Consider the following 26,183-nt stretch of genomic DNA (forward strand, 5'->3'; position numbering starts at 1 on the left):
AACGAATTTATTTTTAGTGAACCTTTTATGAAGCTTCATTGGGCCTATATTGCAACGAACAAAAATGTAGACACTAAACGAACAGCGATTCTTGATAGAACCGGGTACTTTATACAGAAAGAGTCATTAAAATTAGATTTCAGTGACGCCGTCATGTACCAAGATATAAAAACTCTTGCTAAAGACATGAGTAATGGAAAGATCACCCACGCTTACATTCCACAAAGTATAGCGAATCTATACGTTTACAACGGGTATTCCGACATATTTCACATTGAAGCTCGAGATAATGCAGCTTCATTGTTCAAAAATATAGGTGTGATATTACATCAGGACTCAACGTTTCTTCAAAGCGTCATCAACTCAGCGATTTCTTTAACAACACAAAACGAAATCGATCTTCTAACTCTCAAGCACCACAATATAACAGCACAATACGGCTATAGCGAAGAACGTATTGTTCTTTATACGTTAGCCGTTTCTAGCTTTATTTTCGTTCTAGTGACTTATGGATTAGTCAAAACTAGGCGTCTTTCCATTTCACTAAACAAAGCAAAACAATCAGAACAACGAAGTTACAAACAAATCCAATGGCTAACGACATTACTGGATAGCTTACCAACCTTGATATCGATTCATGATCAAACAAATAAGCTAGTCTTATCCAATAGCGCATTTAACAAACAAAGAGATTTATGTTTAACGGCAGGTAACGATCAAAAATCTTGCTGGCTTAAACAGGCCGAAAGCCAAGCTCAAAACACATTAGCTCTTGGTATCTGGAAAACAATAAAGTGTCACTGTAGTGGACACGAAAAACACTTCAGAGTAATTCGACAACGTGTAATGAATAGCTCAGACGAGAGCTATTACACAGTCACTGTGTTAGATGATTTAACGAGATGGGAAGCTCAACAACGCGAACTAGAAATTTCGAACACAAAAGCCCAAGAAGCTATCAAAGCTCGTGATTTATTCCTAGCGATTGTCAGTCATGAACTACGCACACCAATTGCCGCAATGATCGGATTAATGGAGTTACTAAGTACCAAAATTGAATGCAAAGACAATATGGAACTGTTATCGAATGCCCAGATATCTGCAGAACGATTGAAATTGCTCGTCAGTGATATTCTCGACATTTCAAAGATGGAGGCAAATCAGCTTCATTTAGAATCTAGAAACAGCAATATTTATCAAGAACTGTGCCCTATTTTTAGGACATTTGAAACACACGCAAGATTAAACAACCTCAACTTTAAAGTGGATTGGAAAACAGGCTCAATCAATACAGCTAGCTTAGATTGGCTGAGAGTAACACAGATACTCAACAACCTACTTAACAACGCGATTAAGTTTACAGAAAGCGGCTTTGTTCTCATTAACGTCGATGTAACTGAGCACCAGTTAAGCCTGTCTATAACAGATACTGGTTGTGGTATGTCTGAGCAGCAAATTACTCGTGCATTCCAACCGTTTGCTCAAGGTGACCATAGTATTAGCCGTCGTTATGGAGGTACTGGGCTAGGTATTACCGTTGTTCAGCGTTTGGTCAACATGATGAATGGTGAGTTAAAGATTGAGAGTAAACAAGGGTTAGGAACAAAGATCTCCGTCACTATCCCCGTGGAAGCAAAATCTTCAATACTAAATACACCTCAGGAAATCAGCACCGAAGATCGAGAAATACTAAGGTGGCTCAAAGCTTGGGGAGTACCTCATCAGAGCTCAAAAGACCAAAATACCTTTAATCTCGTTCGATCTAACCAATGGCAAAATCTATACCCAGATCATTTATTGTCAGCCTTAACCACATCCAGAGATCCGTTGACTTACGATACTGGAAATAGATATCAATTCGAAGGCAACGTATTAATAGCCGATGACGACCCAATCAATCGGTTATTGTTTACTAAACAATTAAAGCAGTTCGGACTTAACGCCATCATAGTCAAAGATGGGCAAGAGGCATTGGATATTTTGAAGCAGAGTGATCAAGTAATTGACTTAGTCATCACCGATTGTCACATGCCAAATATGGATGGGTACGAATTAACTGAAATAATCAAATCATCGCCCGAATTATCTCATTACCCTGTGATTGGTTGTACCGCGGAAGATTCCAAACTGGTAGTAGAAAAAGCTGAACGTGTTGGGATGAACCAAGTGATTTATAAACCTTATTCTTTTAATGAGTTGGCAGTCGCCCTAGAGCAGTTGCTCCCAGCAACTTGCATCAAACAACACCCTGACCAGCCATGGGCAAGCAATTACTCTGAAGACGAACAATTACAGATGGCAAGCGTGATCTTCGAATCGTTCACTGCTGATAAATCAATGTTACAAGACGAAAAAGAGAATATAAAAGAAGTCTCCCATCGAATCAAAGGATCCGCGGGGTTACTTGGTTTAACGACACTTTACCGAGCAGCAAAAGACTGTGAAAAGGACCCGAACAACGCTCAAAAATTAAAACAGCTCACCGATGAGCTAAATAAGTCGATTGAATCGGCGTCTATCATATTAAAAAGGCTAAACCTCCAGTGAAAGTATTGATCGTCGAAGACTCATTGCTCCAAGCAACATCGATAAAAATTTTGCTTAAGAGATACGAAATTAGCAACGTTTATACCGCTTCGAATGGCGAAGAAGCGATCAAAATATGTCAGAATCATAACTTTGACCTCGCTTTCTGTGACTTGCAAATGCCACAAATTGATGGCGTATCTTTGCTAGCATCACCACAAGCGATGAGATCGATTAAACGAGTCGTTATATTAAGTGCCATGGCTAGCTCAGCATTAGAGTCGACCCAAAACATGTGTGTATTAATTGGCTATCAACACGTTGAGGTTATTCGTAAGCCAGTTAAAGACTCACATATCCAACGCTTATTATCTTCTCACTCTTTATCCAATACAGTGAATGCGATTCAGAGCTTACCTGTTGTGTTAAACGATAAACAAGTTCAGTTAGCATTCGAAAAGAATTGGTTCGTTAACGCATATCAAAGTCAGCACGACGTAAACAAAACTCAAGCCGTTGGTGTAGAGCTACTTGCGCGCCTCATGCACCCTGAATTGGGTTTACTCACTCCACTCCACTTCATGGAATCTGTTCGACGCCTTAATTTATTGGATAAGCTGTTTTACAACGTTCTGGAACAAGGGCTAAAAGATATCTCAAAGCTGCGCGAGCCATTAGCTTTTTCCATCAACATCGAGCAATCAACGCTTAGGATCGATGTCGCAGACAAGATAATAAACTTATGCAATGAATACAATGTATCCCCTTCATTGCTCACATTAGAGATAACTGAACACGAAACTTTTTTGCTTGATACCAATTGTTATAAGAATATCGCAAAATTGAGCATGTCCGGTATTGGTCTTTCTGTTGATGATTTCGGGACAGGTTACGCCTCATTATCACAACTCTCGAACTTACCTTTTACCGAGTTAAAGGTGGATCGAAGCTTCGTACATAATGTTAGTTCCAACAAAAAGCATCAAGTGCTAACCAAAGCCTGCATTAATCTGGCCGAAAATTTAGGGCTGTCTTGTATTATCGAAGGTGTTGAGAAACAACAGGATTTTGATTATCTATCTTCAATTGGTATGACAAGATACCAAGGCTACTTCACATCGAAGCCAGCAAGTTTTTCCGAATTAATCTCTCAGAATGATTTGAAATAATGAGGTTAAATCAACTGCAAGTCCTTATTGTTGACGATGCACCAATAGTCCTCTCCACCATACGCAATATGTTGATTTATATTGGATTTCATGAAAAAAACATCTTTCTTTCCACCTCACCAAAAGTCGCGATATCGCTAGTCAATGAAACATCATTTGATGTCATCATTTGTGATTACAATTTTGGCGAGGGCATGAATGGTAAGCAATTATTTGAAGAATTAAAACAAACACGAATGTTAAAAGATGATGGTGTTTTTATACTAGTTACTGGGGAAAACTCAGCTTTTTTTATTAGACCAATTATTGAATTGCGCCCAGATAACTACTTACTAAAACCTTTTAATCGTGAGACCTTAAAATTACGTATTACAGCATCGATTCGTAAGAAGAAAACACTAGAAGAAATCTATAATGCTGATCGAGCGCATCTCTATCGAGAAGGCCTTGAGCATTGTGAAGCTCTATCGCATTTTCACCCAGAGTACTTCTCTACAATCGAACAATTCAGAGGCCATTTCCTTTCTAAACTTGAGCTGTTTGATGAAGCAAAAATAGTGTATGAGAGTGCTATGGCAGAAGGGAATTTCGACTGGGCACAAGCAGGCTTAGCGAACAGCCTAGCTAACTTAGGACAACAGACCGAAGCCAATCAAATCATATCAACATTGATCAAAAACGCACCAAGCAATACGTTGTATCGTGATGAAGCAGCTCATGTGAGTTTGCTCAGTAATCGAATACCAGCTGCGATAGCACACTTCAAACTAGCTAGTAAGTTAACGCCTGGAAACTCAGATCGTGAACTAGCAATTGCCAACCTATGTTTATCCGTTAACGATTCTGAAACCGCACTTAAGCACTACCAAAATTACATTCATTTCAATAAGGATACGTTTCGCGACAATGTGCTAATGAAGCTCAATCACGTTAGGTTTCTTTTATATTCAGCTTCCGATGATATTAATAAGCAACAGAAACTCGAACAAGTTAACTTCATTCTGAGTAAAGTCTGGGAAGAGCAAATCCCTGAGATCCACTGCGACCTTGCACTTATCGCTGCACATATTTCGTTTGAAAAAAAAGAGTACAAAAAATCGATTAATCTCTTAACTGATCTACACAACGGTAACCAATTCAGAGAATTTTCGACCATTTATCATCATGCGTGGTTACTCGACAAAATGAGTTGTGAGTGCGAATTCAAAATAGCGGTCCAGCGAAGTAAGATTTTAATCATTAAAACAGAAAGTTCGGCGATCATATCAAGTCAAATGACAATGTTAAATGAACTAAACAGTCAAAATCATCGAAAAATACGATGGCTGAAAGAGCAGAATATTACAATAGAAAAGGCACAATCCAACTATAAAGCTTTATTGACAATATACTTGAATATACAGGAGCGCGCGCCAGTCATAAAAAAGGTGTGCATGAATATTATCAAGCTACTTACTCTTGCTTGGCCAAGTTCAATAGGGTCAAAACAAGTGAACACGATTATTAAAGAGTGTGACGAAGTCATCTTACAGCTTTACACCGCACAAGAATTATATGACATGGATTATCTACGTTTCTACAGTAAAGCCATATCGATGTGTCGCAATGTAGAAACTAATCGATTATAGATGTATCGTAGACTTCCTAAGTTTTCTTTCTACACTTTAGGTTCTAAGACTTCAGGTAAAAAAAAGGCTTTGCCATTACAGCAAAGCCTTTTAACTATTCTAATGAGTTAGATTAATCTAAATTCGATTAACCTAAATTGACATTAACCGATGTGCGTTACGCCGCCCATGTATGGTTGAAGTACTGTTGGGATAGCAATACGGCCATCTGCTTCTTGGTTGTTCTCAAGGATAGCAACCATAGTACGACCAACAGCAAGACCAGAACCGTTTAGTGTGTGTACAAGTTCAGGTTTTTTCTCGCCTTTACGACGGAAACGAGCTTGCATACGACGCGCTTGGAAATCCCACATGTTTGAACAAGAAGAAATCTCACGGTAAGTCTCTTGTGCTGGAACCCATACTTCTAAGTCGTAAGTTTTCGCAGAACCGAAGCCCATGTCACCTGTACATAGAATCACTTTACGGTAAGGAAGCTCTAGAAGTTGAAGTACTTTCTCAGCGTGGCCAGTTAGCTCTTCAAGCGCTGCCATTGAGTCTTCTGGCTTAGTGATTTGTACTAATTCAACTTTATCGAATTGGTGCATACGGATAAGACCACGAGTGTCACGACCGTAAGAACCCGCTTCAGAACGGAAACACGGCGTGTGAGCTGTCATCTTAAGTGGCAGTTCAGCTTCATCAGTGATCGTGTCACGAACCATGTTCGTTACCGGTACTTCCGCAGTAGGGATAAGCGATAAAGTCTTAAGAGGTACGTCACTTACTTGCTCAGTTAGCGGGCTTGTGTGGAACAAGTCTTCGCCGAACTTAGGAAGTTGACCAGTACCGTAAAGGCTATCGTGGTTCACTAGATACGGTACGTACATTTCTGTGTAGCCGTGCTCATCAGTGTGAAGGTCCAGCATGAACTGAGCAATAGCACGGTGTAGACGTGCAAATTTGCCTTTCATCACGATGAAACGAGAACCCGAGATTTTAACTGCGCTAGCAAAATCAAGACCGCCAGACATTTCGCCAAGATCGACGTGATCTTTCACTTCAAAGTCGTAAGTCTTAGGTTGACCCCAACGAGAAACTTCTACGTTATCGTCTTCATCTTTACCATCTGGCACTTCTGCATCAGGTAGGTTAGGAATAGACATTGTGATCGTTTCTAGCTCAGATTGAAGATCAGCCAATGCTACTTTAGCTTGGTCTAGTTCTGCGCCTAAGTTGCCTACTTCTGCAAGGATACGCTCAGCTTCTTCATGGTCGCCTTTTGCTTTCGCTTGACCAATGGACTTCGATCGAGAGTTACGTAACGCTTGTAGCTCTTCAGTTTTCATCTGAAGGGACTTACGTTTTTCTTCAAGTTCACGAATTGTCTCTACATCAAGGGTGAAGCCTCGACGTGCTAATTTTGCCGCTGTTTCATCCAGCTCAGCTCGAAGTAATTTAGAATCCAGCATTGCTAATCCTATGCTTTAGTTATTTGAATATTCAGTAGCTTGCTACTGAATCACTGCTAAACCCCTAAAACTGGTGTTATTTCGACCAATTTATAACGATTTAATTGAAATTTTATGACTAGGTAACGATATCCAAAAAAGACTACTTTTCATAGCGTTTTTGTGGGCTTTTTGCGTCCAAATCCGCCAGATAATCTAGCTTCTCGCCAATTTTGGTCTCTAAGCCTCGTTTTGTTGGGAAATAGTATTGCTTCTCTCCCATTTCAGGAGGCAGATACTTTTCACCAGCGGCGTAGGCTCCTGGTTCGTCATGAGCATAACGGTATTCTTGCCCGTAGCCCATGTCCTTCATCAAAGTTGTCGGTGCATTTCGCAAATGATGCGGCACTTCATATTCAGGAAGATTGTGAGCATCTGTTAACGCTTGCTTCCACGCGGTGTAAACGGCGTTACTCTTTGGTGCACATGCGAGATAAACAACCGCCTGCGCAATCGCACGCTCCCCTTCAGCAGGGCCAATGCGCGTGAAGCAATCCCAAGCCGACATCGCTACCTGCATGGCGCGAGGATCAGCGTTACCGATATCTTCAGAAGCAATCGCCAGCAAGCGTCTAACGATATACAAAGGATCACAACCCGCAGCAATCATTCGTGCTGACCAGTACAAGGCCGCATCAGGGTTTGAGCCACGAATTGACTTATGAACCGCGGAGATTAGGTCGTACCAAATATCACCCTTGTTATCGAAACGAGCGACTTTCTCACCAGCCACTTCAGCCAACAACTGCAAGGTTATCGCTTTCTCGCCTTTATCGTTGTCTTCTGCCATGTCATACAGCAGTTCAAGGTAGTTAAGCGACATACGCGCGTCGCCGTTAACCAGTTCTGCAAGGCGATCTAAAACATTATCAGCAAAATCAACAGGCACATCACCTAACCCACGTTGCTTATCTTCAATCGCTTGGCGAATGACAAGAGAAATATCATCTGTGTTCAGGGACGTCAGTTTGTAGACACGCGCACGTGACAACAAAGCGTTGTTCAGTTCAAAAGATGGGTTTTCTGTCGTCGCACCAATAAAGGTCACGGTGCCATCTTCGATATGAGGCAGAAAAGCATCTTGCTGACTTTTGTTAAAGCGATGGACTTCGTCCACAAACAGGATGGTTCTGCGCCCTGCTTGCTTGTTCTCGCGCGCTTTTTCAATTGCAATACGAATGTCTTTTACGCCCGAGGTTACCGCCGATACGCGTTCCACTTCAGCATTCGCATAGTTTGCTGCAACTTCGGCTAACGTCGTTTTACCGGTGCCCGGAGGCCCCCACAAAATCATCGAGTGGATATGGCCCGCTTCCAACGCTCTGCGAAGTGGTTTACCTGGGCCTAATATATGCTGCTGACCGATGTACTGTTCGACAGTTTCCGGTCTCATACGAGCAGCAAGGGGACGAAAATCTTCGTCCCCCGCAAAATCTAAGCTGTAATTACTCAATTGCAATCTCTTGATTCGTTGATGGCATTAATGCCTATCGACGTACTACCAAACGATCTGCTTGTTTAGATCAGTTTCTTTGGTCGTCGACCTCGACACCTTCCGGTGCCACAAAAGTAAAGCGGTCTGCTGCAGGTTTACCCAAATCAACATTGCTAAAGGTAAACTCACCTTTTTGACCGTCTTGTTCAATCACATTAAAGCCCTGAACAATGCCCTTTTCGGTGATATTAATCTGGAAGTCACCCTGATTAGAATCGACAGCAGTTGGCGTTAGCGTGAATTGGTTACCCGTTTGCGCCACATTATAATTATCCCAATCACTTTCTTGGTTACGTGTAAGCAGGACAAAAGGTGTCTGTGATGTCGCTTGCTCTTGCCAATAAATGCTCACTTGCTCAATGAACGGGCTGTAGTACCACAAGCTTTGGCCATCAGATACCAACAAGTTTTCATCAGGGAACGTGGTCTCCCAGCGGAACAGGCTTGGGCGTGCAATCTCTACCGTGCCCTCACCTTCCATAACAACATCACCATCAGGGCTGGTCACGACTTGTTTAAAGTCAGCGCTGAAGCCTGCGTTTAATGCCAAGCGGCTACTCAACTCTTCTTTCGGAGAAGCAAACACTGAGAAGCTCATAAATAAAAGTGCGAATACTTTTTTCATCAATAATCCTGTTAGAACATAAGTCGGTCATATTTTCGATTTGACCGACTGAATAGTTATGAGTTCCTACCGGAACTAATCTTTTGGTGGCGCTGGTGCTAAGACTTCTCGGTTACCGTTATGACCTGGAGCACTTACGATACCTTGAGCTTCAAGTTGCTCGACAATACGTGCAGCACGGTTGTAGCCAATCTTGAATCGACGCTGTACGCCTGAAACTGAGCCACGACGTGAATGAACAACGTGTTCTACCACTTGATCAAACAGAGGATCGACCTCTTCATCACCTTCCATCTTCTCACCCGGAAGCAAGGTTTCTGGGGTTTGTTCGCCGTTGGTGATCTCATCAATATAGTTTGGCTTACCACGCGCTTTCCAGTTATTCACGACTGCGTGTACATCGTCATCAGATGCAAAGGCACCGTGAACACGAGTTGTATGGCTAGAACCAGGAGGCAAGTAAAGCATATCACCCATGCCCAATAGTGATTCCGCACCACCTTGGTCAAGGATAGTTCGTGAATCCGTTTTAGTTGATACCGTAAAGGCCACACGGGTTGGAATGTTCGCTTTAATAAGACCAGTAATAACATCCACTGATGGACGTTGCGTCGCTAGGATCAAGTGAACACCCGCCGCACGTGCTTTTTGTGCCAAACGTGCAATCAGTTCTTCAACCTTCTTACCAACCACCATGATTAGGTCGGCAAATTCATCAACGATAACCACAATGTAAGGCAGTTTCTCAAGCAATGGCGCTTCTGGGTCCATGCTGTCGCCCGGCTTCCACAGTGGATCGTGAATTGGGTGACCCGCTTCCGCTGCCATCTTAAGCTTATCGTTGTAACCTTTAATGTTACGAACGCCTAATGCTGACATCAGCTTATAACGTCGTTCCATCTCGCCAACACACCAACGAAGGGCGTTCGACGCATCTTTCATGTCGGTTACCACTTCAGACAATAGATGAGGAATACCCTCATAAACCGATAGCTCAAGCATTTTCGGGTCGATCATGATGAAGCGAACATCTTCCGGTGATGCTTTGTAAAGCATACTCAGAATCATTACGTTCACACCTACCGACTTACCAGAACCGGTTGTGCCTGCAACCAGAACGTGAGGCATTTTCGATAGATCAGCAATAACGGCTTCACCAGCGATGTCTTGTCCTAGAACCACTGTCGTTGGCGATTTCGCTTCTTGGAACTGAGGGCTAGCAACCACGTCTGAGAAGAATACCGTTTGGCGACTCATATTCGGCAGTTCTAAGCCAACATAAGGTTTACCCGGAATCACTTCTACGACACGTACTGCCAATGCAGAGAGCGAACGCGCTAAGTCCATAGAAAGGCCAGAAATACGGCTTACTTTCACACCTGGAGCCAGATCAAGTTCGAATCGAGTGATTACTGGACCTGGGAAAATGTCGACAACGTCTGCTTTGATCTTGTAGTCCGCTAGCTTAGATTCAACAAGACGAGCAATTGCCTCTAGCGCATCACGGTCAATAAAGGTTTCACGCTTTTCAGGGTGGAATAACAATTCAAGCGTGGGTAATGGCTCAGCAGGCTTAGGTAAATTAACATCTTGTTGAACCAAGAACGGATTCTGCGCCGCTGCCATATTCGCTTGGGCTTCAGAAACAATGCTTTGGAATGCGGCGACATCTTGATCTTGATCTTGATCTTGATGCGCAGGTTCTTCTTCCGTTACTTCTTCCCAAGGAAGATCAACAGTTGGCTCTAGGTTTTGTGCTGTTGGCTGTTCAGGTTCTGAATGTTCTTCTTGATAAGGGAAAGGTTCAAACTGTTCTTCGATTAATGCTGCGTCAGCTAATTCAGCTTCAGCCTGTTCTGATTCAAGCTCTGAGCCCTGTTGGTAGCTTTGCTCTTCCGTAACATCAAACGGTGAAGGTTGTGCAGAGAAATCGTCTTCCACGGTTGCTTCTGGCTCGCCCATAGGTGAAGCGTATAAAGATTCAGGTTGAACATCTTCAGAACCAAATTCGCCATTTACTTGTGGTGAGCTATCTAATTCTGGTTCAGCACTTCTAAGGTCAGCATGAGCAGGGCCAACTTCTGGTTGTTCGTTCTGCATGTATTGTTGGTAAGCAACCTGAGAATCATGCGCGTCAACCTGATCTTGTTCTGCTAGGTCATCTTCATACATGGCCGCATTTTCTAGCTGCTCTATCGTTGCATTCAACTGTTTAGAGCGCTCAATACCTTCTTCTAGCGGTTCTTCTGGCGCTTGGTAAACAGCTGCTGCAGGGATCGTTTGCTCTGACTCAATTACCGCTTGAGGCTGAACCTGAGGTTCTTCATGAACAGGAGCTTCTTGTTTCGCAGGAGCATCGACAGGCATATGAATATTGTAATGACGCTTCGGCGATGCAGCATTGTCTCGCGCATTTGTCGCCACGTCTGCCGACTCATTGGTCGCAGAAAAACTCATCGCAGGATCTAGCGGATCATGCTCTGTTGATTCTTTGTTGCCTTCTATAGCAGGAACATCGCGGTAAGTTGGCGCTTGATGCTGCTGATGACGTTCTTCGATTAAATCGCGGTCTGCTGATTCTCTTAATTGAGGCTCAAGCAGCTCTTGGTCTTGGCCACGAGCCTTATTAACAGTAGACGTGAAAAATTTGATGGCACATTCACCCAACCATTCCACAATGCTTAGCCAAGAGATACCGGTTAATAGAGTGAAACCAGCACCCCATAAGAAAAGAAGAACCAGCGTACTACCAAGAACATTCAACGTTGGAAGTGCAAGGCTTGTTAAAACGTCACCTACCACGCCACCGGATGAAAAGTACCAGATGTCGTCAAAGTTGATATCCGCTAAACCACAACTCGTAAGAATTAGGATAGTCAGGCCAAGTAAGCGAGTGCCCCACAGCATGAAGTCGATCTGCTCGTCTTCATTACGTTTGCGGAATAAAACCCACGCAGCAACCGTCACTAAGATAGGCAGAGGGTAAGCCAAAGAGCCAAATACGAAGAAAAGCGTATCCGCCAACCAAGCACCTAGGTAGCCACCCGCATTTTGAATGTCACCACCCCACGCCGTTTGCGACCATGATGGGTCTGCAGGACTAAAAGTTAATAACGCAACGGCAAGTAGAATAGAGAAGAGAACACCGAGAATCAGACTGCACTCTTTGAGACGTTGAGAACCACTCAAACGAGGAGACTGAGGCTCTTCACTCGTTTTAATGATTGTTTCTACTTTATTACTGCTCTGCTTGAACATAAACCAACTTAATAATTAAACGGGATAAAAACATCTCGAGCGGCCAAAGCCGCTCGTTTCAATGAAACTACTGTTGATTTAACCATATCAAACAGAAAAACCCAATTCCAGAAAGCAAGAAAGCGGAACAAATGTCCGCTTTCTTTCATTTCACCAATTGTGACTAACGAGTTTTAATCACAAGTTGATTGGTTTGTTTCACTTCTTCCATTACTACGTAAGTTCGAGTGTCGTTTACGCCCGGTAGACGAAGTAACGTATCACCCAGTAGCTTACGGTAAGCACCCATATCAGATACACGTGTTTTTAGAAGATAGTCAAAATCACCCGACACTAAATGACACTCTTGGATGTCATCCAGTTTCTGCACAGCGGTGTTGAATTGTTCGAACACATCTGGCGCACCACGGTTCAACGTAATTTCAACAAACACTAAAAGTGAAGCATCAAGGTACTGTGGGTTCAGCAACGCTGTGTACCCAGTAATGTAACCTTGACGTTCTAAACGACGAACACGTTCAAGACATGGAGTTGGAGAAAGTCCTACTCGTTTTGAGAGTTCAACGTTTGAGATACGACCGTCTTTTTGCAACTCATTAAGAATGTTGCGGTCAATACGATCTAGTTCCTTGGACGGCTTCTTATAATTGTCTGCCATTTTTTATTCCACCTTATTACTTCCTTGCAAAAAAATATACTACAACTTTTTAATATTCAGTATCAAATTTTATCTAAACCTATCTATACTAGATATTAATTCGACAGAATTACCCTACACATAGATAAAACAACCAAAATAAAATGAGGAGTCAGGATGATCATTGGCGTACCTAAGGAAATCAAGAACCACGAATACCGCGTTGGTATGACCCCAGCTAGCGTGAGAGAACTAATCTCACACGGCCACCAAGTTTTTGTAGAAACCAATGCCGGTACTGGTATCGGTTTTTCAGACGATGATTACATCGCTGTAGGCGCATCCATTCTTCCTACTGCTGCTGACGTTTTCGCGAAAGCAGAGATGATTGTAAAGGTTAAAGAACCTCAAGCTGTCGAGCGAGCTATGCTTCGCGAAGGGCAAATATTATTTACCTATTTACACCTTGCACCAGATTTTCCACAAACTGAAGAGCTTATCAAGAGCAAAGCTGTCTGCGTAGCCTATGAGACTGTAACAGATAATATGGGTCGGTTGCCACTATTAGCACCAATGTCTGAAGTAGCTGGTCGTATGTCTATTCAAGCAGGTGCACAAACATTAGAGAAATCTAACGGTGGTTGTGGTCTTCTTCTTGGTGGCGTTCCAGGTGTTGAACCAGCAAAAGTTGTTGTTGTTGGTGGCGGTGTTGTAGGTGCTAACGCAGCACGTATGGCTGTAGGCCTTCGCGCTGATGTTACAATTCTTGACCGTAACGTAGATACACTGCGTCGACTTGATGAAGAATTCCAAGGTCGCGCAAAAGTGGTTTATTCTACTGAAGACGCCATTGAGAAGCATGTTCTAGAAGCAGACCTAGTAATTGGTGCAGTACTAATTCCTGGCGCAGCAGCTCCAAAATTGGTTACAAAAGAGCACATCGCTAAGATGAAGCCAGGTTCAGCAGTTGTTGATGTTGCAATCGACCAAGGCGGTTGTTTCGAGACTTCTCACGCAACCACTCACGCAGACCCAACTTACATTGTTGATGACGTAGTTCACTACTGTGTTGCAAACATGCCTGGCGCTGTTGCTCGTACTTCAACTTACGCACTAAACAATGCAACACTTCCTTACATTGTTAAGCTAGCGAACAAAGGCTACCGCGAAGCACTTCTATCTGATGAAGGCTTCCTAGAAGGTCTAAACGTTATTCACGGTAAAGTAACTTGTAAAGAAGTTGCAGAAAGCTTTGACCTTGAATACGTAGACCCAGCAGAAGCAATCGCAATGTTTAACTAATGATGTAATGACTAACTGAACGCAATAATCTTCTCGTTGAAGCGTTCAGTTAACTCATACACATTAAACAAAAAGCCAGTACGACATTATGTCGCGCTGGCTTTTTTGCATTAATGGATTTAGTTCGTAAAAACACGTAACAGTACGGTTTACCACTAGCGCTCGATTTTAACCCCATGAATCAATAGATTTCTTGGCGTAATACTGCGTTCACAGAACTCTTCAATCGTAGCTTCATAACCTTGCTCTTGCAGATAGATAGCGCGATCTAAAGCCAGCCATATCTCTAATGGTCGTCTAAAGACTTGTTGAACCAAACTCAGCTTTTCCATTTCCCAGAAAAGCGCTTCGCCTTGAATCAAATAAGAGTCAAAATCAATATCTGAGCCCAGCGATAGCTCTTTCACTTCAGATGCCCAACGGCAGAAAGATTCAAAACCCTCAGCTAACTCTGATTTTTTGATGCTCGGTACAGGAATGTATTCGTCAATGTTAAGTTCAGCCTTAAGCAACTGGCTGAAGCCTAGACGATAGCTCATCTCTAGTTGACGATGTCTTTTTACTCTTTCACCACCAGTAACGGTTTCTTGAAGCGGGATTCTCAAGTCGCTCTTACTTAACGTTAATGCTGAGCTTTTCGCGATAGAAGACATCGCTTGATAGTTTTCGTCTCGAATAAGATGATAACAACAAGGAGAAATAGTGACCGCTGGTAGCCCATGTGACACTGACTTTTTAACTAGCTCAACATGAAGATCACCACAAGCATGAAGGGCCACGGCATGTTGGTACGAATTAAACACGTCATCGGCCTTGTCTGAAAACGCATCTCCTTGAACAAAATCCATCGCTAACTTCTGGTCATCCGCAATCTTTTGTCCGCTTTCGCATAACGATTGCTGCCATTCAAAGCTAGTGACTTTTTGATCCGATTGCTGAGATAGGATTCGACCAAGAAAGCCTTTACCAGAACACCACTCGAGCCACTCTTTGCCATGGTGATGGCATAATGCAGCCTCGCCCATTGTGACAATTTGATGTAGCTTTCGGCCAGGAATACCATCAGCAGTACCACGTGGGAGGTCTAAACCAACCAAAGCAGTGTTATCGAACTGGATGTTTTGGGTAGCAGTTTCTAATTCAGGTAGGAAACGAGTCAGTTCCTCAATCAAAAGCTGAGGCTGCTCTTTTAAGGTTTGAATGCTTTCATTATCTAAGCTTTCTAACCAATCAACGAGTGGACGATTGACCTCTTTCCACGGCTGCTGTTGAGTTTGGCATAGGTGAAAAGGCTCTGAACGCCAGTAAATCTGGTGCTCTAGCAAAAATGAATCGAGTATTTTAAATCGTGAATGCATGCTTCCCCCTATGATGCGTGGATTGTAGGGGTAAGAGGTCGAAATGGAAAGGCCCGATAAAGAAAACGAAAACTAAAAGCCCAAAAGAAAAACGGCCTGCAAATACAGGCCGAATAAGAATCAAAATTTACACGATGAGATTAACGAACTGGCAGTTCGATATCTTTAAACATCTCTTCGATCTCTTCGTTCGATTTCAAAGAAATAGCTTGCTCAACCACAGGGCGAGTTAAGTGCGGTGCAAAACGCTCCATGAAATCAAACATGTAAGAACGCAAGAAGGTGCCTTTTCTAAAACCAATGCTGGTTGTGCTCGCACCAAATAGATGGCTCGCATCAATCGCAACCAAATCAGTATCTTGCTCGTGGTCAATAGCCATACTTGCAATTACACCAACACCAATGCCCATACGAACGTAGGTTTTGATTACGTCTGCATCGGTCGCAGTAAACACAACACGCGGTGTTAAACCTACTTTGTTAAACGCGGTATCAAGCTCAGAACGGCCAGTGAAACCAAATACATAAGTCACGAGAGAGTAAGCCGCAAGATCTTCGATCGTGATATTACGCTTCTGTGCCAGGGGATGATCTTTGGTCACGACGATCGAACGGTTCCAGTGGTAACAAGGCAGCATAATCGCATCTTGGTAAAGGTGTAGCGCTTCCGTTGCAATCGCAAAATTCGCTGTACCTTTAGCGACGGCTTCTGACATTTGGCTTGGCGTACCTTGGTGCATGTGAAGCGATACTTTTGGATAGCGCGCCGTGAAACCTTTAATCACATCAGGCAGTGCATAACGAGCTTGAGTATGAGTCGTTGAAATATTCAATGTACCCATCTCTGGATGTGTGTGTTCACCCGCTACCGCTTTAATGCTTTCAACGCGCGCCAAAATCTCTTGAGAGATACGAATGATATCCTCACCCGCTTGGGTAACCTGCGTTAGATGCTTGCCGCTACGCTCAAAAATCTGAATGCCTAGTTCGTCTTCAAGTAATCTAACTTGCTTACTAATGCCAGGCTGAGATGTGTACAAACTCTCTGCTGTAGCTGAAACATTTAGGTTATGGTTTACAACCTCAACAATGTACTTCAGTTGCTGTAACTTCATATCTAACCTCGTAATCCTTTACTCATTTCTGTGCTAACTTATTTGCAAAGAGAGCGTTATAGTCGCGTGTAATATAATTAATAGTTATAACGCTTCGAACACAAAAATGACAGGAAAATTGAGTTTTTCTAGCTTAACAAACAAAAACATCACTAACGCTTTGCAACCCAACCCTCATTCTCATACATTAGTTGGTAAGTTTTGATTGCCGATTTCGCTCAACAAGAGATAATCAGAAATTGCAATTTACGAGTGCCGATACACAATGGAATCGTGTATCCTCTCCAGTTAGCTATAGAAAATAATAAGCAGACTCAAATATATGAATATTGGTTTAATAATCGTCTTAGTAGCCGTTCTTTTGGTGTTAGTTTTAGGCTACAACATCATGCTTCAATATAAAGTTAAGGTAGAAACAGCGAAGAAACAGGAAGCTTCTCGTTATCTAACCATTATTGACGGTACAGAAGAACTGATTGGCAACGCTCATCACATGCCGTTTAGCCAAGATCTTCTTGTATGCTTAAACAATCGAATTCTTGATGCATTAGAAAACATGTATCAACTCGATCCAAAAAATAAGCAGCTTGCCCAACGCATTGAAAGCGTAAAACAACAAATCACTCAGCTAAAAGAGAACTACAAAGGTGGCGAGAGTACCGCTTTCCGCGTACCAAGTAGTGACAAGCAAGCGATCATGATGCTTAAGTTAGTTAAACGCCTGCGTGATACGGTGCGCAACGAGCACAATAAAGGCCGTTTCGAGACTCAAGCTTATGTGGTTGAAAATGCTCGCCTAGAAACAATTCAAATCCGTATTAACATTGAAAATGTTATCAAACGTGCAAACGATTCGATTTCTCGCGGACAACCGGGAACAGCGATTCAGCTATTACGCAAAGGTATTGATGCTTTGGCGACTAAGAACGACTCGTACTCTAATCAAGCCAAAGAAAAGCTTCAACAGATGCTTAACGAGCTTGACCAGAAACGCCAAGACAAAAACGCTCAAGATTTGCAGCAGATGGAATCTAAAGAACGAGAAGACGATATGGATGCCCTCTTCGGTCAGAAGAAGAAATGGTAACAGTCTAACTCAACACTTAAAGGCCGCCTTATTTACATTAAATAGGCGGCCTTTTTTGTAGCTGTTGAATTTCCTTTCTCTGTATAGGGAGATCTCTTGAGCTGTGATAAAATCCCCGCATTATCAACAAACTTTCCCTGACCATGTATCAAGAATTACTCGCTCCAATCCACTCTTTTCTTAAAGCCGAAACGCCAGATTCATGGATAGATGAAGCCAAAAAGCCAGAAAATCTTCACATCATTCTACGCGATCACATGCTGTGTGAACTTAAGGCGGCACAGAGTGCTTTATTCCTTATTCGCAAGTACGCCGTCGATAAAGAAAGCGCGAAGCAACTGAATGAATGGATTTTGCCATACGAGCAATTTGCTTACCGTCGTATCGGAGACTTAGAGTCTCTGCGTGGTAAAAGCAACGTATCCAAGCAAATCACAGCGAAAGAAGGCTGTAATTACGGTGCTGACCTAATCGATAAGATGGTTTTACTGATCAAAGAAGAGCTGCATCACTTCTACCAAGTCATGGAGTTGATGGAGAAGAAAGGCGTGACTTACCAGCCAATCGAGGCGGGTCGTTACGCTAAGGGCTTGATCAAACAAGTTAAGACTTACGAGCCTGATGCTCTGGTTGATAAGCTTATCATCGGTGCGTTTATTGAAGCTCGCTCTTGTGAGCGCTTCGCTAAATTGGCTCCTTTCTTGGAAGAAGACATGGAGAAGTTTTACGTGTCTCTACTTCGTTCAGAAGCTCGCCACTACCAAGATTACCTTGAGCTAGCAGAACAGATCGCAGGGAAAGATATTTCAGAGCGTATTTCGCATTTTGCTCAAGTAGAAGCTGATCTTATCACTTCAGAAGACAGCGACTTCAAATTCCATAGTGGTGCTCCGGTTTAGGCTCCACACAGAACATTCAGTCCAGTTTAGACTAATCCAGACTAAAAAATTAAGGCCAGCAATTTGCTGGCCTTCTTTATTTATATCTCAATCCAAATATAGACTTAAGCAAGCGTACCGTTGATCTCTGCAAGTACAGCAGCAGGGTCTATCGCTTGCGTAATCGGACGACCAATAACAAGGTAGTCTGAACCTGATTCAATCGCTTTAGAAGGCGTCATGATGCGCTTCTGGTCACCAACATCTGCGCCGACAGGACGAATACCTGGAGTAACTAGCTTGAACTCTTGACCAAGTGCACCTTTAAGCAAAGAAGCCTCTTGTGCAGAACATACAACACCGTCTAAGCCAGAGTTTTTCGTTAGAGAAGCCAAGCGCATCACGTGTTGTTGTGGTTCAAGATCCAGACCGATACCCGCTAAGTCAGATTGCTCCATACTGGTGAGTACCGTTACACCGATTAACAGTGGACGATCTTTGCCATAAGGTTCTAAGATTTCGCGAGAAGCCGTCATCATACGCTCACCGCCACTTGCGTGTACGTTCACCATCCAAACACCCAGTTCAGCGGCAGCACGGACTGCTTTTGAACATGTGTTCGGGATGTCGTGGAATTTAAGGTCTAAAAATACTGAGAAACCACGCTTATGTAATTCACGAACAAATTCAGGGCCAAACAGGGTAAACATCTCTTTGCCCACTTTTAGGCGGCAAGATGCTGGGTCAATTCGATCGACAAAGGCTAACGCATCCGCTTGATTATCATAATCCAAGGCTACAATGATTTTTTGGTCGTTCATTTCATCTCCTAACGCAGTTAACTTTCTAAAAATTTCTAATCACCTAAGCAGGTGATAAATAACAGTCATAAAAATGCAGCCCGAAAGCTGCAATTAATAATTTGGTCTTAAAGTGACCACAAATCTATTCACCATCAAGCCCACGAATAGGCTTGATCGTCCCCCACCCTTTACATGAAGGGCAGTGCCAATACAAAGAGTGTGTCGAGAAACCACACTGACGACAACGGTAATGAGGCTTAACCTTAAGCTGTTCACCAACCATAGATTGAAGTGTGGTTAAGCTGTCTTTTGCTCGGCCTTCTTCTGCTTCCGCTAGGTGGTAATCGATTAATCGATAAAAACCTTTCATGGTTGGATTTTTAACAAGCTGCTTTGTCAGTAACTCTTGAGCAGAGCCTACATCTTCATGGTGAGCAACCAATTGCGCCAGCATCAGTTCGGCAGATACACCGGCTTTCTTCTGAATACACGCTTTGAGGAACTCGACCAATTGAGCTTCTTGTCCAAGCTTGTGGTAACACTCAGCAAGGGTTGGCAACACCTCACTGATAAAATCGATATCTTGTTCAAGTACCGATTCAAGACAATCAATTGTCTTTTGGTAATCTTCGTTCGCTAAGTGGAACTTCCCTAGTGCGATACTTGCGCGAACACATTTAGGGTCTTCAGAAAGCGCCTTCTTAAAATGCTGAAGCGCTTTAGAACGATTACCATCGGCTTGTTCTTGCATTGCAAGCTCACACCAGAAATGCGCGACTGTGGCACGCATCTTCATTTTTTTCTTGCCGAGCTTAACTAAGATATTTCCGTAATGGATAGCCTTGTTCCACTCACGGGTCTGCTGATAAATAGCCACCAACTGCTGTAAAGCGCCCTCTTTATGGTCAGGTTCTTCTACAAGTTGTTCAAAGATTTTTTCAGCGCGATCAAGGAAGCCAGAGACCATATAGTCTTTCGCTAATTGTTGCAGTGCGAGGTTTTTCTGATCGAGGGTAAGCCCCGAACGAGAGATGAGATTTTGGTGAATACGAATAGCACGGTCGACTTCGCCTCTTGAGCGGAACAAGTTGCCCAAAGCCAAGTGAGTATCGATGGTTTCATCGTCTACTTGAAGCAGCTCAATGAAATGATCAACCGCTTTGTCAGATTGATCTGACAGTAATAGGTTCAAACCCGTCACGTATTGACGGGAGATCTGGTGTGATTGCTTTTGTTTTTCTTGCTGAGCATTACGATTACCCATATACCAGCCATAAGCGGCTGCGATGGGCAAAAGTAAGAACAGTAACTCTAACATCAAATATAGCCTTTAAGCTTTAGTATCAGCAGCGACCTGCTTTGATTGCTTATTGAGTTGCTTCTTCAAGCGATGAATTTTTAGCTGAGACCGCATGTGCATATTACCAAAGACTAACCAAGCAAGGGCGAAGCCTGAAACGAATACAACACCTAATAAACTTGATAGGTGGAAGTCACCTTGCGCTAGCAGATAGTTGAAATTCACAGTTGTTTGGTTTTGAGAGCCTAAAGCCAGTGCAATTAGGAAAAGTGCGATAACGGCGACTATTTTTATAATTTTCATAGTTCATCACTCATTGGTTGGTTAGCTGTACGATTATGCAGGAAAATTACTAATCAGACCACCATATTATGGTCATAAAAAAGCGGCATACATTATAGTATGCCGCTTTTCTGAATTCCGATAAGTAGGCTACATTCCTGAGTTTACTCGTTCACGCAGCTCTTTACCTGGTTTGAAGTGAGGAACGTATTTACCTTCTAACTCAACCTTGTCACCAGTCTTTGGATTACGTCCAACACGAGGCTCACGATAATGCAGAGAAAAACTGCCAAAACCGCGAATTTCGATTCGATCACCACTTTCTAGTGTTGAAGCCATATGCTCTAAAATGTCTTTTACAGCGTCTTCAATTTCTTTTGCAGAAAGATGCGTTTGCTCAGCGCACAGTCTTTCAATCAATTCAGACTTAGTCATAGTTACCCTCGTTGGTTTTCTTTTTAGAAATTATAGACCTATCGGAAAAATAAGCAAAAAAAAAGGAGCCTTACGGCTCCTTTCTTGGCTAGATAGCTATAATTCTCTTAATGAGAAGCTATTATTCGCCTTTAGCAGCTTTGAATGCGTCTGCCATTGCGTTACCGAACGCGCCTTCTTCAGACTTGTTCAGTGAAGCCATTGCTTCTTGCTCATCAGCTTCATCTTTAGCTTTGATAGATAGGTTGATTACGCGGTTCTTACGGTCTACACCAGTGAACTTCGCTTCAACGCTGTCGCCAACGCTTAGGATTAGAGATGCATCTTCGATACGGTCGCGAGAAACTTCAGAAGCGCGGATGTAACCTTCAACGCCTTCGATTAGCTCGATAGTAGCGCCTTTCGCGTCAACTGCAGTAACAGTACCGTTTACAAGAACACCTTTCTTGTTGTCAGCAACGTATGCGTTGAACGGGTCGTTTTCCATTTGCTTAACGCCAAGAGAAATACGCTCACGCTCTGCATCTACTGCTAGAACAACAGCAGAGATTTCGTCGCCTTTCTTGTATTCACGTACAGCTTCTTCGCCGGCAGCGTTCCAAGAAATGTCAGATAGGTGTACAAGACCGTCGATACCGCCTTCTAGACCGATGAAGATACCAAAGTCAGTGATAGACTTGATCTTACCAGTAACTTTGTCGCCCTTAGCTTGCATTTCTGCAAATGACTGCCATGGGTTAGCTTTACACTGTTTCAGACCTAGAGAGATACGACGACGTTCTTCGTCGATATCAAGAACCATAACCTCAACTTCGTCGCCAACATTAACAACTTTAGAAGGGTGGATGTTCTTGTTAGTCCAATCCATTTCAGAAACGTGTACTAGACCTTCAACGCCTTCTTCGATTTCAACGAAGCAGCCGTAGTCAGTTAGGTTTGTAACACGACCAGAAAGCTTGTGACCTTCTGGGTAACGCTTAGCGATTGCTACCCATGGATCTTCGCCTAGTTGCTTAAGACCTAGTGAAACACGAGTGCGCTCACGATCGAACTTAAGAACTTTAACTAGGATTTCGTCACCAACGTTAACGATCTCTGATGGGTGCTTAACGCGCTTCCAAGCCATATCTGTGATATGTAGAAGACCGTCAACACCGCCAAGGTCAACGAATGCACCGTAGTCAGTAAGGTTCTTAACGATACCTTTAACTTCAGTACCTTCTTGTAGAGTTTCAAGAAGTTCGTCACGCTCAACACTGTTTTCAGATTCGATAACAGCACGACGAGAAACAACAACGTTGTTACGCTTCTGGTCTAGCTTGATTACTTTGAACTCTAGCTCTTTGTTTTCTAGGTGAGCAGTGTCACGGATAGGACGTACGTCTACTAGAGAACCAGGAAGGAAAGCACGGATACCGTTAAGTTCAACAGTGAAACCGCCTTTAACTTTACCGTTGATGATACCAACAACAGTTTCAGCTTCTTCGCAAGCTTTCTCAAGTACGATCCAAGCTTCGTGACGCTTAGCTTTCTCACGAGAAAGTTGAGTTTCACCGAAACCATCTTCAACAGCGTCTAGAGCTACGTCTACTTCAGCACCAACTTCAACTTCAAGTTCGCCAGCAGCGTTCTTGAATTGTTCAGCAGGGATAGCAGATTCAGACTTAAGACCAGCGTCTACAAGAACGAAACCGTTCTCGATAGCTACTACAGTACCTTTAACGATGCTGCCTTGTTGGAATTCAGTTTCAGATAGAAACTCTTCAAAGAGTTGAGCAAAAGATTCAGTCATTATTTAATCTTCAATAATTAAACGTCCATGGGTATCCTACCGCATGGGGTTGATAAATTCGCCGGTCATCATCCTTGCGACCAACGTTCGTACTAGCTCGGCGAAATTACCCAGCCAGTTTCGATTCAATATAGTGTAGTGCTTTTTCTACTACCTGCTCAATATTCATTGAGGTGGAATCAAGCACTAGAGCATCCTCTGCAGGGCGAAGTGGCGCCACTGGGCGATTACGATCTCGGTCGTCTCGCTCTTGGATCTCGCTCAAAAGGTCGTCAAATTTAACATCTAACCCCTTCTGTTGCAACTGTTTAAGGCGGCGACTCGCACGCTCTTCAGCACTTGCATCTAAAAATATTTTCGCTTCAGCTTCAGGAAACACAACCGTTCCCATGTCACGACCATCTGCAACCAAACCAGGCGCAGCGCTGAATGCACGTTGACGACGAAGCAGTGCTTCGCGAACGCGAGGTAAAGCAGCAACTTTTGAAGCCGCCATGCCTGTCTCTTCTTTACGAAGTTCACCAGACACATCTTCACCTTCTAGGATAACCTTAACTAAGTCGCCTTCAGCAATAAACTGCACGTCTAAGTGTGTAGCAAGCGGTACTAAAGCATCCTCTGATTCAGTATCCACACCATGGTGAATTGCCGCTAAAGCCAATACGCGATAGATCGCGCCTGAGTCTAGAAGATGAAAGCCTAGCTTATCTGCTAGCAACATACACAGGGTACCTTTACCTGCACCACTTGGTCCATCAACCGTAATCACTGGGCTTTGAGAAGGCATCTTTTACTCCACGTTTTGTCGTAAGTTTTATTCTGTACTAGCGATTCGCCACTACTTTATAGGCGGCATATTATAGAGAAAAATTGGAACTCGAGCGAGGTAAATCTCAGATAATTCCGTGTTGATGATGCATAAACCAATGCAACTATCCCAATATCCGTTTGCTTAGGTCAATAAGACACACACGCGCTTTTCGATAGCGCACTTTTCGGTAGATAGAAAAAAGCCTCGCAATAGGCAAGGCTCATGATTTTTCATTTTGTAGAGCAAACAAGAATTCGCTCAAAGAAGCTTAACCAATAATAGCTCGAACCGCTTCTAGGTCTTCAGGCGTATCAACACCAGCCGCAGGTGCTTCCGCCGCAACGTCTACGTGGATTTTTTCACCGTACCAAAGTACTCGTAATTGCTCTAGGCACTCAATACGTTCAAGAGTGCTTGGTTCCCAGTTAATGTAGGTATTGATAAAACCCGCTCGGTAAGCATAGATACCAATATGACGAAGCAAAGGAGATTCCGCTGCAGTACCGTTGTTCGCGTAAGCATCGCGATCCCAAGGGATGGTTGCTCGGCTAAAATACAAGGCATAACCGTCTTTATCGGTTACAACTTTAACGGCATTAGGGTTAAACACTTCATCAGCATGAGTGATTTCCACACCTAACGTTGCCATCGGAGCTGTACTGTTAGCAAGATTGTTGGCAACCTGATTAATGATCGAAGGTGGGATAAGTGGCTCATCACCTTGAACATTCACGATAATATGATCATCAGGAATATTCATAACTTCAATCACCTCAGCTAGGCGTTCAGTGCCCGATTCGTGATTCGGTGATGTCATACAAACGGTCGCGCCAAATGCTTTAGCCGCTTTTTCAACTCGAGCGTCGTCGGTAGCGATAATAACGTTATCGGCACCCGCTTTCATTGACTGTTCGTATACCCATTGAATCATCGGCTTTCCACCAATGTCAGCAAGTGGCTTCCCTGGTAAACGGCTCGATTGGTATCTTGCAGGTATAACAACCGTATAAGACATTACTTACCCTCATCCATAGAAACGGTGCGAGCTTCAGGTTCTAAAAGAACAGGAATACCCTCTTTAATTGGGTAAGCAAGGCGATCAATTTTACAAACAAGCTCTTGCTTATCCTTGTCAAAAGTTAGTTTACCTTTACATACAGGGCAAGCAACGATCTCAAGTAGACGGTGATCCATAGTATTCCATAACCTCTTTTATTCTTTTTAAAATTTGCTGTTGCGAATCTTCATCGAACTGCGCAGAAACTGGAAGATACCACCAGTTATCTTGAGCATATTCTTCGCATTTTACAGCGTCTTTTTCTGTCATAATCAGATTCATACCTTTCTTAGCTAAGGCATGAAGTTCATCTTTATCAAAATCTTGATGATCGGCGAAACCCTGTGTGAATACCACATCACCATCAAGATCTTCCAATGTTTTAAAAAAGCGCGGTGGGTGGCCAATACCGGCAAAAGCAACCAGCTTCTGTAATTCAGCCACAGACCTTTTCTGACCAGTCTTTAGGTTAACCGCTTGGCTTGGAAGCAAAGACATCGAGAACTCTCGCCCATGCGCTTTACCGCCATTGTTAACCAAAAAGTCGACTTCATCTAAACGAGATACAGGCTCTCTTAACGGGCCTAAAGGAATTAGGCATTCGCTACCAAAGCGTCTTGCGCCGTCGATAACTGCAAATTCAATGTCGCGTTCAAGCGCGTAATGCTGAAGGCCATCGTCAGTGATAATCACATCAACACCTTTGCTCAGCAATGCTTTCACTGCGTTAGCTCGCACAGGGTCGACTGCGACTGGCGCACCAGTTCGCTTACGAATCAAGCGAGGTTCATCACCCGAATGCTCTGCTGGCGTATTTTCATTCAACACTAACGGATAGCTTGGTGCTTTTGCACCGTAACCACGAGACACAACTCCAGGTTTAAAGCCGTGAGCCTGAAGCATTTCTACTAACCAAATCACAACCGGGGTTTTACCATTTCCACCAGCGGTAATATTGCCCACAACAATAACAGGTAAAGGCGGGCGGTAGGTCTCTTTCTTCCCAGAGAGGTAAGCATCACGACGTTGACCACTAATCAATTTGAACAGCAGACTCAGTGGCCACAATAGCGGCCAGAGAAGATATTTCAACGGGTGATTGTTAAACCAAATCTTTTCGATCACAACAAAACCT

22 protein-coding genes are annotated in these 26,183 nt (G+C 43.2%); 6 read left to right on the forward strand and 16 right to left on the reverse strand.

From position 1 onward, the window contains the following. The 3 genes from AB4623_RS03120 to AB4623_RS03130 form a co-directional block, all read left to right on the forward strand. A partial coding sequence (locus tag AB4623_RS03120) for an ATP-binding protein (protein WP_372145743.1) occupies positions 1-2,547 on the forward strand: 2,547 nt, incomplete at its 5' end. Beyond that, positions 2,544-3,695 carry an EAL domain-containing protein gene (locus AB4623_RS03125; RefSeq protein ID WP_102429161.1) on the forward strand — a complete coding sequence of 384 codons (1,152 nt, stop codon included), beginning with the start codon at positions 2,544-2,546 and terminating at the stop codon, positions 3,693-3,695. The genes AB4623_RS03120 and AB4623_RS03125, both read left to right, overlap by 4 nt. Further along, a complete protein-coding gene (locus AB4623_RS03130) occupies positions 3,695-5,323 on the forward strand; it encodes a response regulator (protein WP_102429160.1) in 1,629 nt (542 codons plus the stop codon). Before AB4623_RS03125 ends, AB4623_RS03130 begins: the two co-directional genes overlap by 1 nt. Positions 5,324-5,466: 143 nt before the next feature. Here AB4623_RS03130 and serS read toward each other — a convergent pair whose 3' ends face one another. The 5 genes from serS to lrp all read right to left on the reverse strand — a co-directional run bounded on the left by serS (position 5,467) and on the right by lrp (position 12,849). Further along, on the reverse strand, positions 5,467-6,774 hold the full coding sequence (gene serS / locus AB4623_RS03135; RefSeq protein WP_017107656.1) for a serine--tRNA ligase: 1,308 nt from the start codon (positions 6,772-6,774) through the stop codon (positions 5,467-5,469). 142 nt (positions 6,775-6,916) lie between these two features. Then, entirely contained in the window at positions 6,917-8,272 is a 1,356-nt protein-coding gene (locus AB4623_RS03140; RefSeq protein WP_017060249.1) for a replication-associated recombination protein A, read from the reverse strand. A gap of 64 nt (positions 8,273-8,336) precedes the next feature. Then, positions 8,337-8,933: an outer membrane lipoprotein chaperone LolA gene (gene lolA / locus AB4623_RS03145; RefSeq protein WP_017060248.1), complete on the reverse strand. Its 597-nt coding sequence runs from the start codon at positions 8,931-8,933 to the stop codon at positions 8,337-8,339. A gap of 75 nt (positions 8,934-9,008) precedes the next feature. Further along, positions 9,009-12,191, reverse strand: coding sequence for a DNA translocase FtsK 4TM domain-containing protein (locus AB4623_RS03150; protein ID WP_372106192.1), 3,183 nt, complete (start codon positions 12,189-12,191; stop codon positions 9,009-9,011). A gap of 163 nt (positions 12,192-12,354) precedes the next feature. Beyond that, positions 12,355-12,849 (reverse strand): leucine-responsive transcriptional regulator Lrp, encoded by a 495-nt coding sequence (gene lrp / locus AB4623_RS03155; protein ID WP_004734558.1) that lies wholly within the window; start codon positions 12,847-12,849, stop codon positions 12,355-12,357. Between the two features lie 156 nt (positions 12,850-13,005). Here lrp and ald point away from each other — a divergent pair, with 156 nt between their 5' ends. After that, positions 13,006-14,130 carry an alanine dehydrogenase gene (gene ald / locus AB4623_RS03160; protein ID WP_017060246.1) on the forward strand — a complete coding sequence of 375 codons (1,125 nt, stop codon included), beginning with the start codon at positions 13,006-13,008 and terminating at the stop codon, positions 14,128-14,130. Between the two features lie 155 nt (positions 14,131-14,285). On the opposite strand, the gene AB4623_RS03165 is transcribed toward ald, so the two are convergent. Together AB4623_RS03165 and cysB are read right to left on the reverse strand one after the other, a co-directional pair. Beyond that, on the reverse strand, positions 14,286-15,488 hold the full coding sequence (locus tag AB4623_RS03165) for a methyltransferase (protein WP_372051735.1): 1,203 nt from the start codon (positions 15,486-15,488) through the stop codon (positions 14,286-14,288). Between the two features lie 140 nt (positions 15,489-15,628). After that, entirely contained in the window at positions 15,629-16,603 is a 975-nt protein-coding gene (gene cysB, locus AB4623_RS03170; protein ID WP_017060244.1) for an HTH-type transcriptional regulator CysB, read from the reverse strand. A gap of 322 nt (positions 16,604-16,925) precedes the next feature. Here cysB and AB4623_RS03175 point away from each other — a divergent pair, with 322 nt between their 5' ends. Together AB4623_RS03175 and miaE are read left to right on the forward strand one after the other, a co-directional pair. Continuing rightward, positions 16,926-17,690 (forward strand): hypothetical protein, encoded by a 765-nt coding sequence (locus AB4623_RS03175; RefSeq protein WP_017060243.1) that lies wholly within the window; start codon positions 16,926-16,928, stop codon positions 17,688-17,690. 143 nt (positions 17,691-17,833) lie between these two features. Then, positions 17,834-18,589 (forward strand): tRNA isopentenyl-2-thiomethyl-A-37 hydroxylase MiaE, encoded by a 756-nt coding sequence (gene miaE, locus AB4623_RS03180; RefSeq protein ID WP_017060242.1) that lies wholly within the window; start codon positions 17,834-17,836, stop codon positions 18,587-18,589. A 104-nt stretch (positions 18,590-18,693) separates the two neighbouring features. Here the strand turns inward: miaE and pyrF are convergent, their stop codons facing one another. From pyrF to lpxK, 9 genes are all read right to left on the reverse strand, one after another. After that, the gene (gene pyrF / locus AB4623_RS03185; protein WP_017060241.1) at positions 18,694-19,389 is read right to left on the reverse strand and encodes an orotidine-5'-phosphate decarboxylase; all 696 of its coding nucleotides are present in this window, start codon (positions 19,387-19,389) and stop codon (positions 18,694-18,696) included. Between the two features lie 124 nt (positions 19,390-19,513). After that, on the reverse strand, positions 19,514-20,689 hold the full coding sequence (lapB, locus tag AB4623_RS03190; RefSeq protein ID WP_017066773.1) for a lipopolysaccharide assembly protein LapB: 1,176 nt from the start codon (positions 20,687-20,689) through the stop codon (positions 19,514-19,516). Between the two features lie 12 nt (positions 20,690-20,701). After that, positions 20,702-20,974, reverse strand: a complete 273-nt coding sequence (locus AB4623_RS03195; RefSeq protein WP_017066774.1) for a LapA family protein — start codon at positions 20,972-20,974, stop codon at positions 20,702-20,704. A gap of 129 nt (positions 20,975-21,103) precedes the next feature. Continuing rightward, the gene (gene ihfB, locus AB4623_RS03200) at positions 21,104-21,388 is read right to left on the reverse strand and encodes an integration host factor subunit beta (RefSeq protein ID WP_017060238.1); all 285 of its coding nucleotides are present in this window, start codon (positions 21,386-21,388) and stop codon (positions 21,104-21,106) included. Between the two features lie 121 nt (positions 21,389-21,509). After that, on the reverse strand, positions 21,510-23,180 hold the full coding sequence (gene rpsA, locus AB4623_RS03205) for a 30S ribosomal protein S1 (protein ID WP_010439921.1): 1,671 nt from the start codon (positions 23,178-23,180) through the stop codon (positions 21,510-21,512). Positions 23,181-23,286: 106 nt separating this feature from the next. Continuing rightward, a complete protein-coding gene (gene cmk, locus AB4623_RS03210) occupies positions 23,287-23,967 on the reverse strand; it encodes a (d)CMP kinase (protein ID WP_017060237.1) in 681 nt (226 codons plus the stop codon). A 292-nt stretch (positions 23,968-24,259) separates the two neighbouring features. After that, positions 24,260-25,006, reverse strand: coding sequence for a 3-deoxy-manno-octulosonate cytidylyltransferase (gene kdsB, locus AB4623_RS03215; RefSeq protein WP_017060236.1), 747 nt, complete (start codon positions 25,004-25,006; stop codon positions 24,260-24,262). Then, positions 25,006-25,185: a Trm112 family protein gene (locus AB4623_RS03220; RefSeq protein WP_004736429.1), complete on the reverse strand. Its 180-nt coding sequence runs from the start codon at positions 25,183-25,185 to the stop codon at positions 25,006-25,008. The genes kdsB and AB4623_RS03220 overlap by 1 nt, the downstream gene beginning before the upstream one ends. After that, on the reverse strand, positions 25,166-26,173 hold the full coding sequence (lpxK, locus tag AB4623_RS03225) for a tetraacyldisaccharide 4'-kinase (protein ID WP_029235494.1): 1,008 nt from the start codon (positions 26,171-26,173) through the stop codon (positions 25,166-25,168). Before lpxK ends, AB4623_RS03220 begins: the two co-directional genes overlap by 20 nt. Between the last annotated feature and the right edge of the window lie 10 nt (positions 26,174-26,183).

The organism is Vibrio sp. 10N.222.52.C12 (genome assembly GCF_041474215.1).
Taxonomy (GTDB): Bacteria; Pseudomonadota; Gammaproteobacteria; order Enterobacterales; family Vibrionaceae; genus Vibrio; species Vibrio crassostreae_C.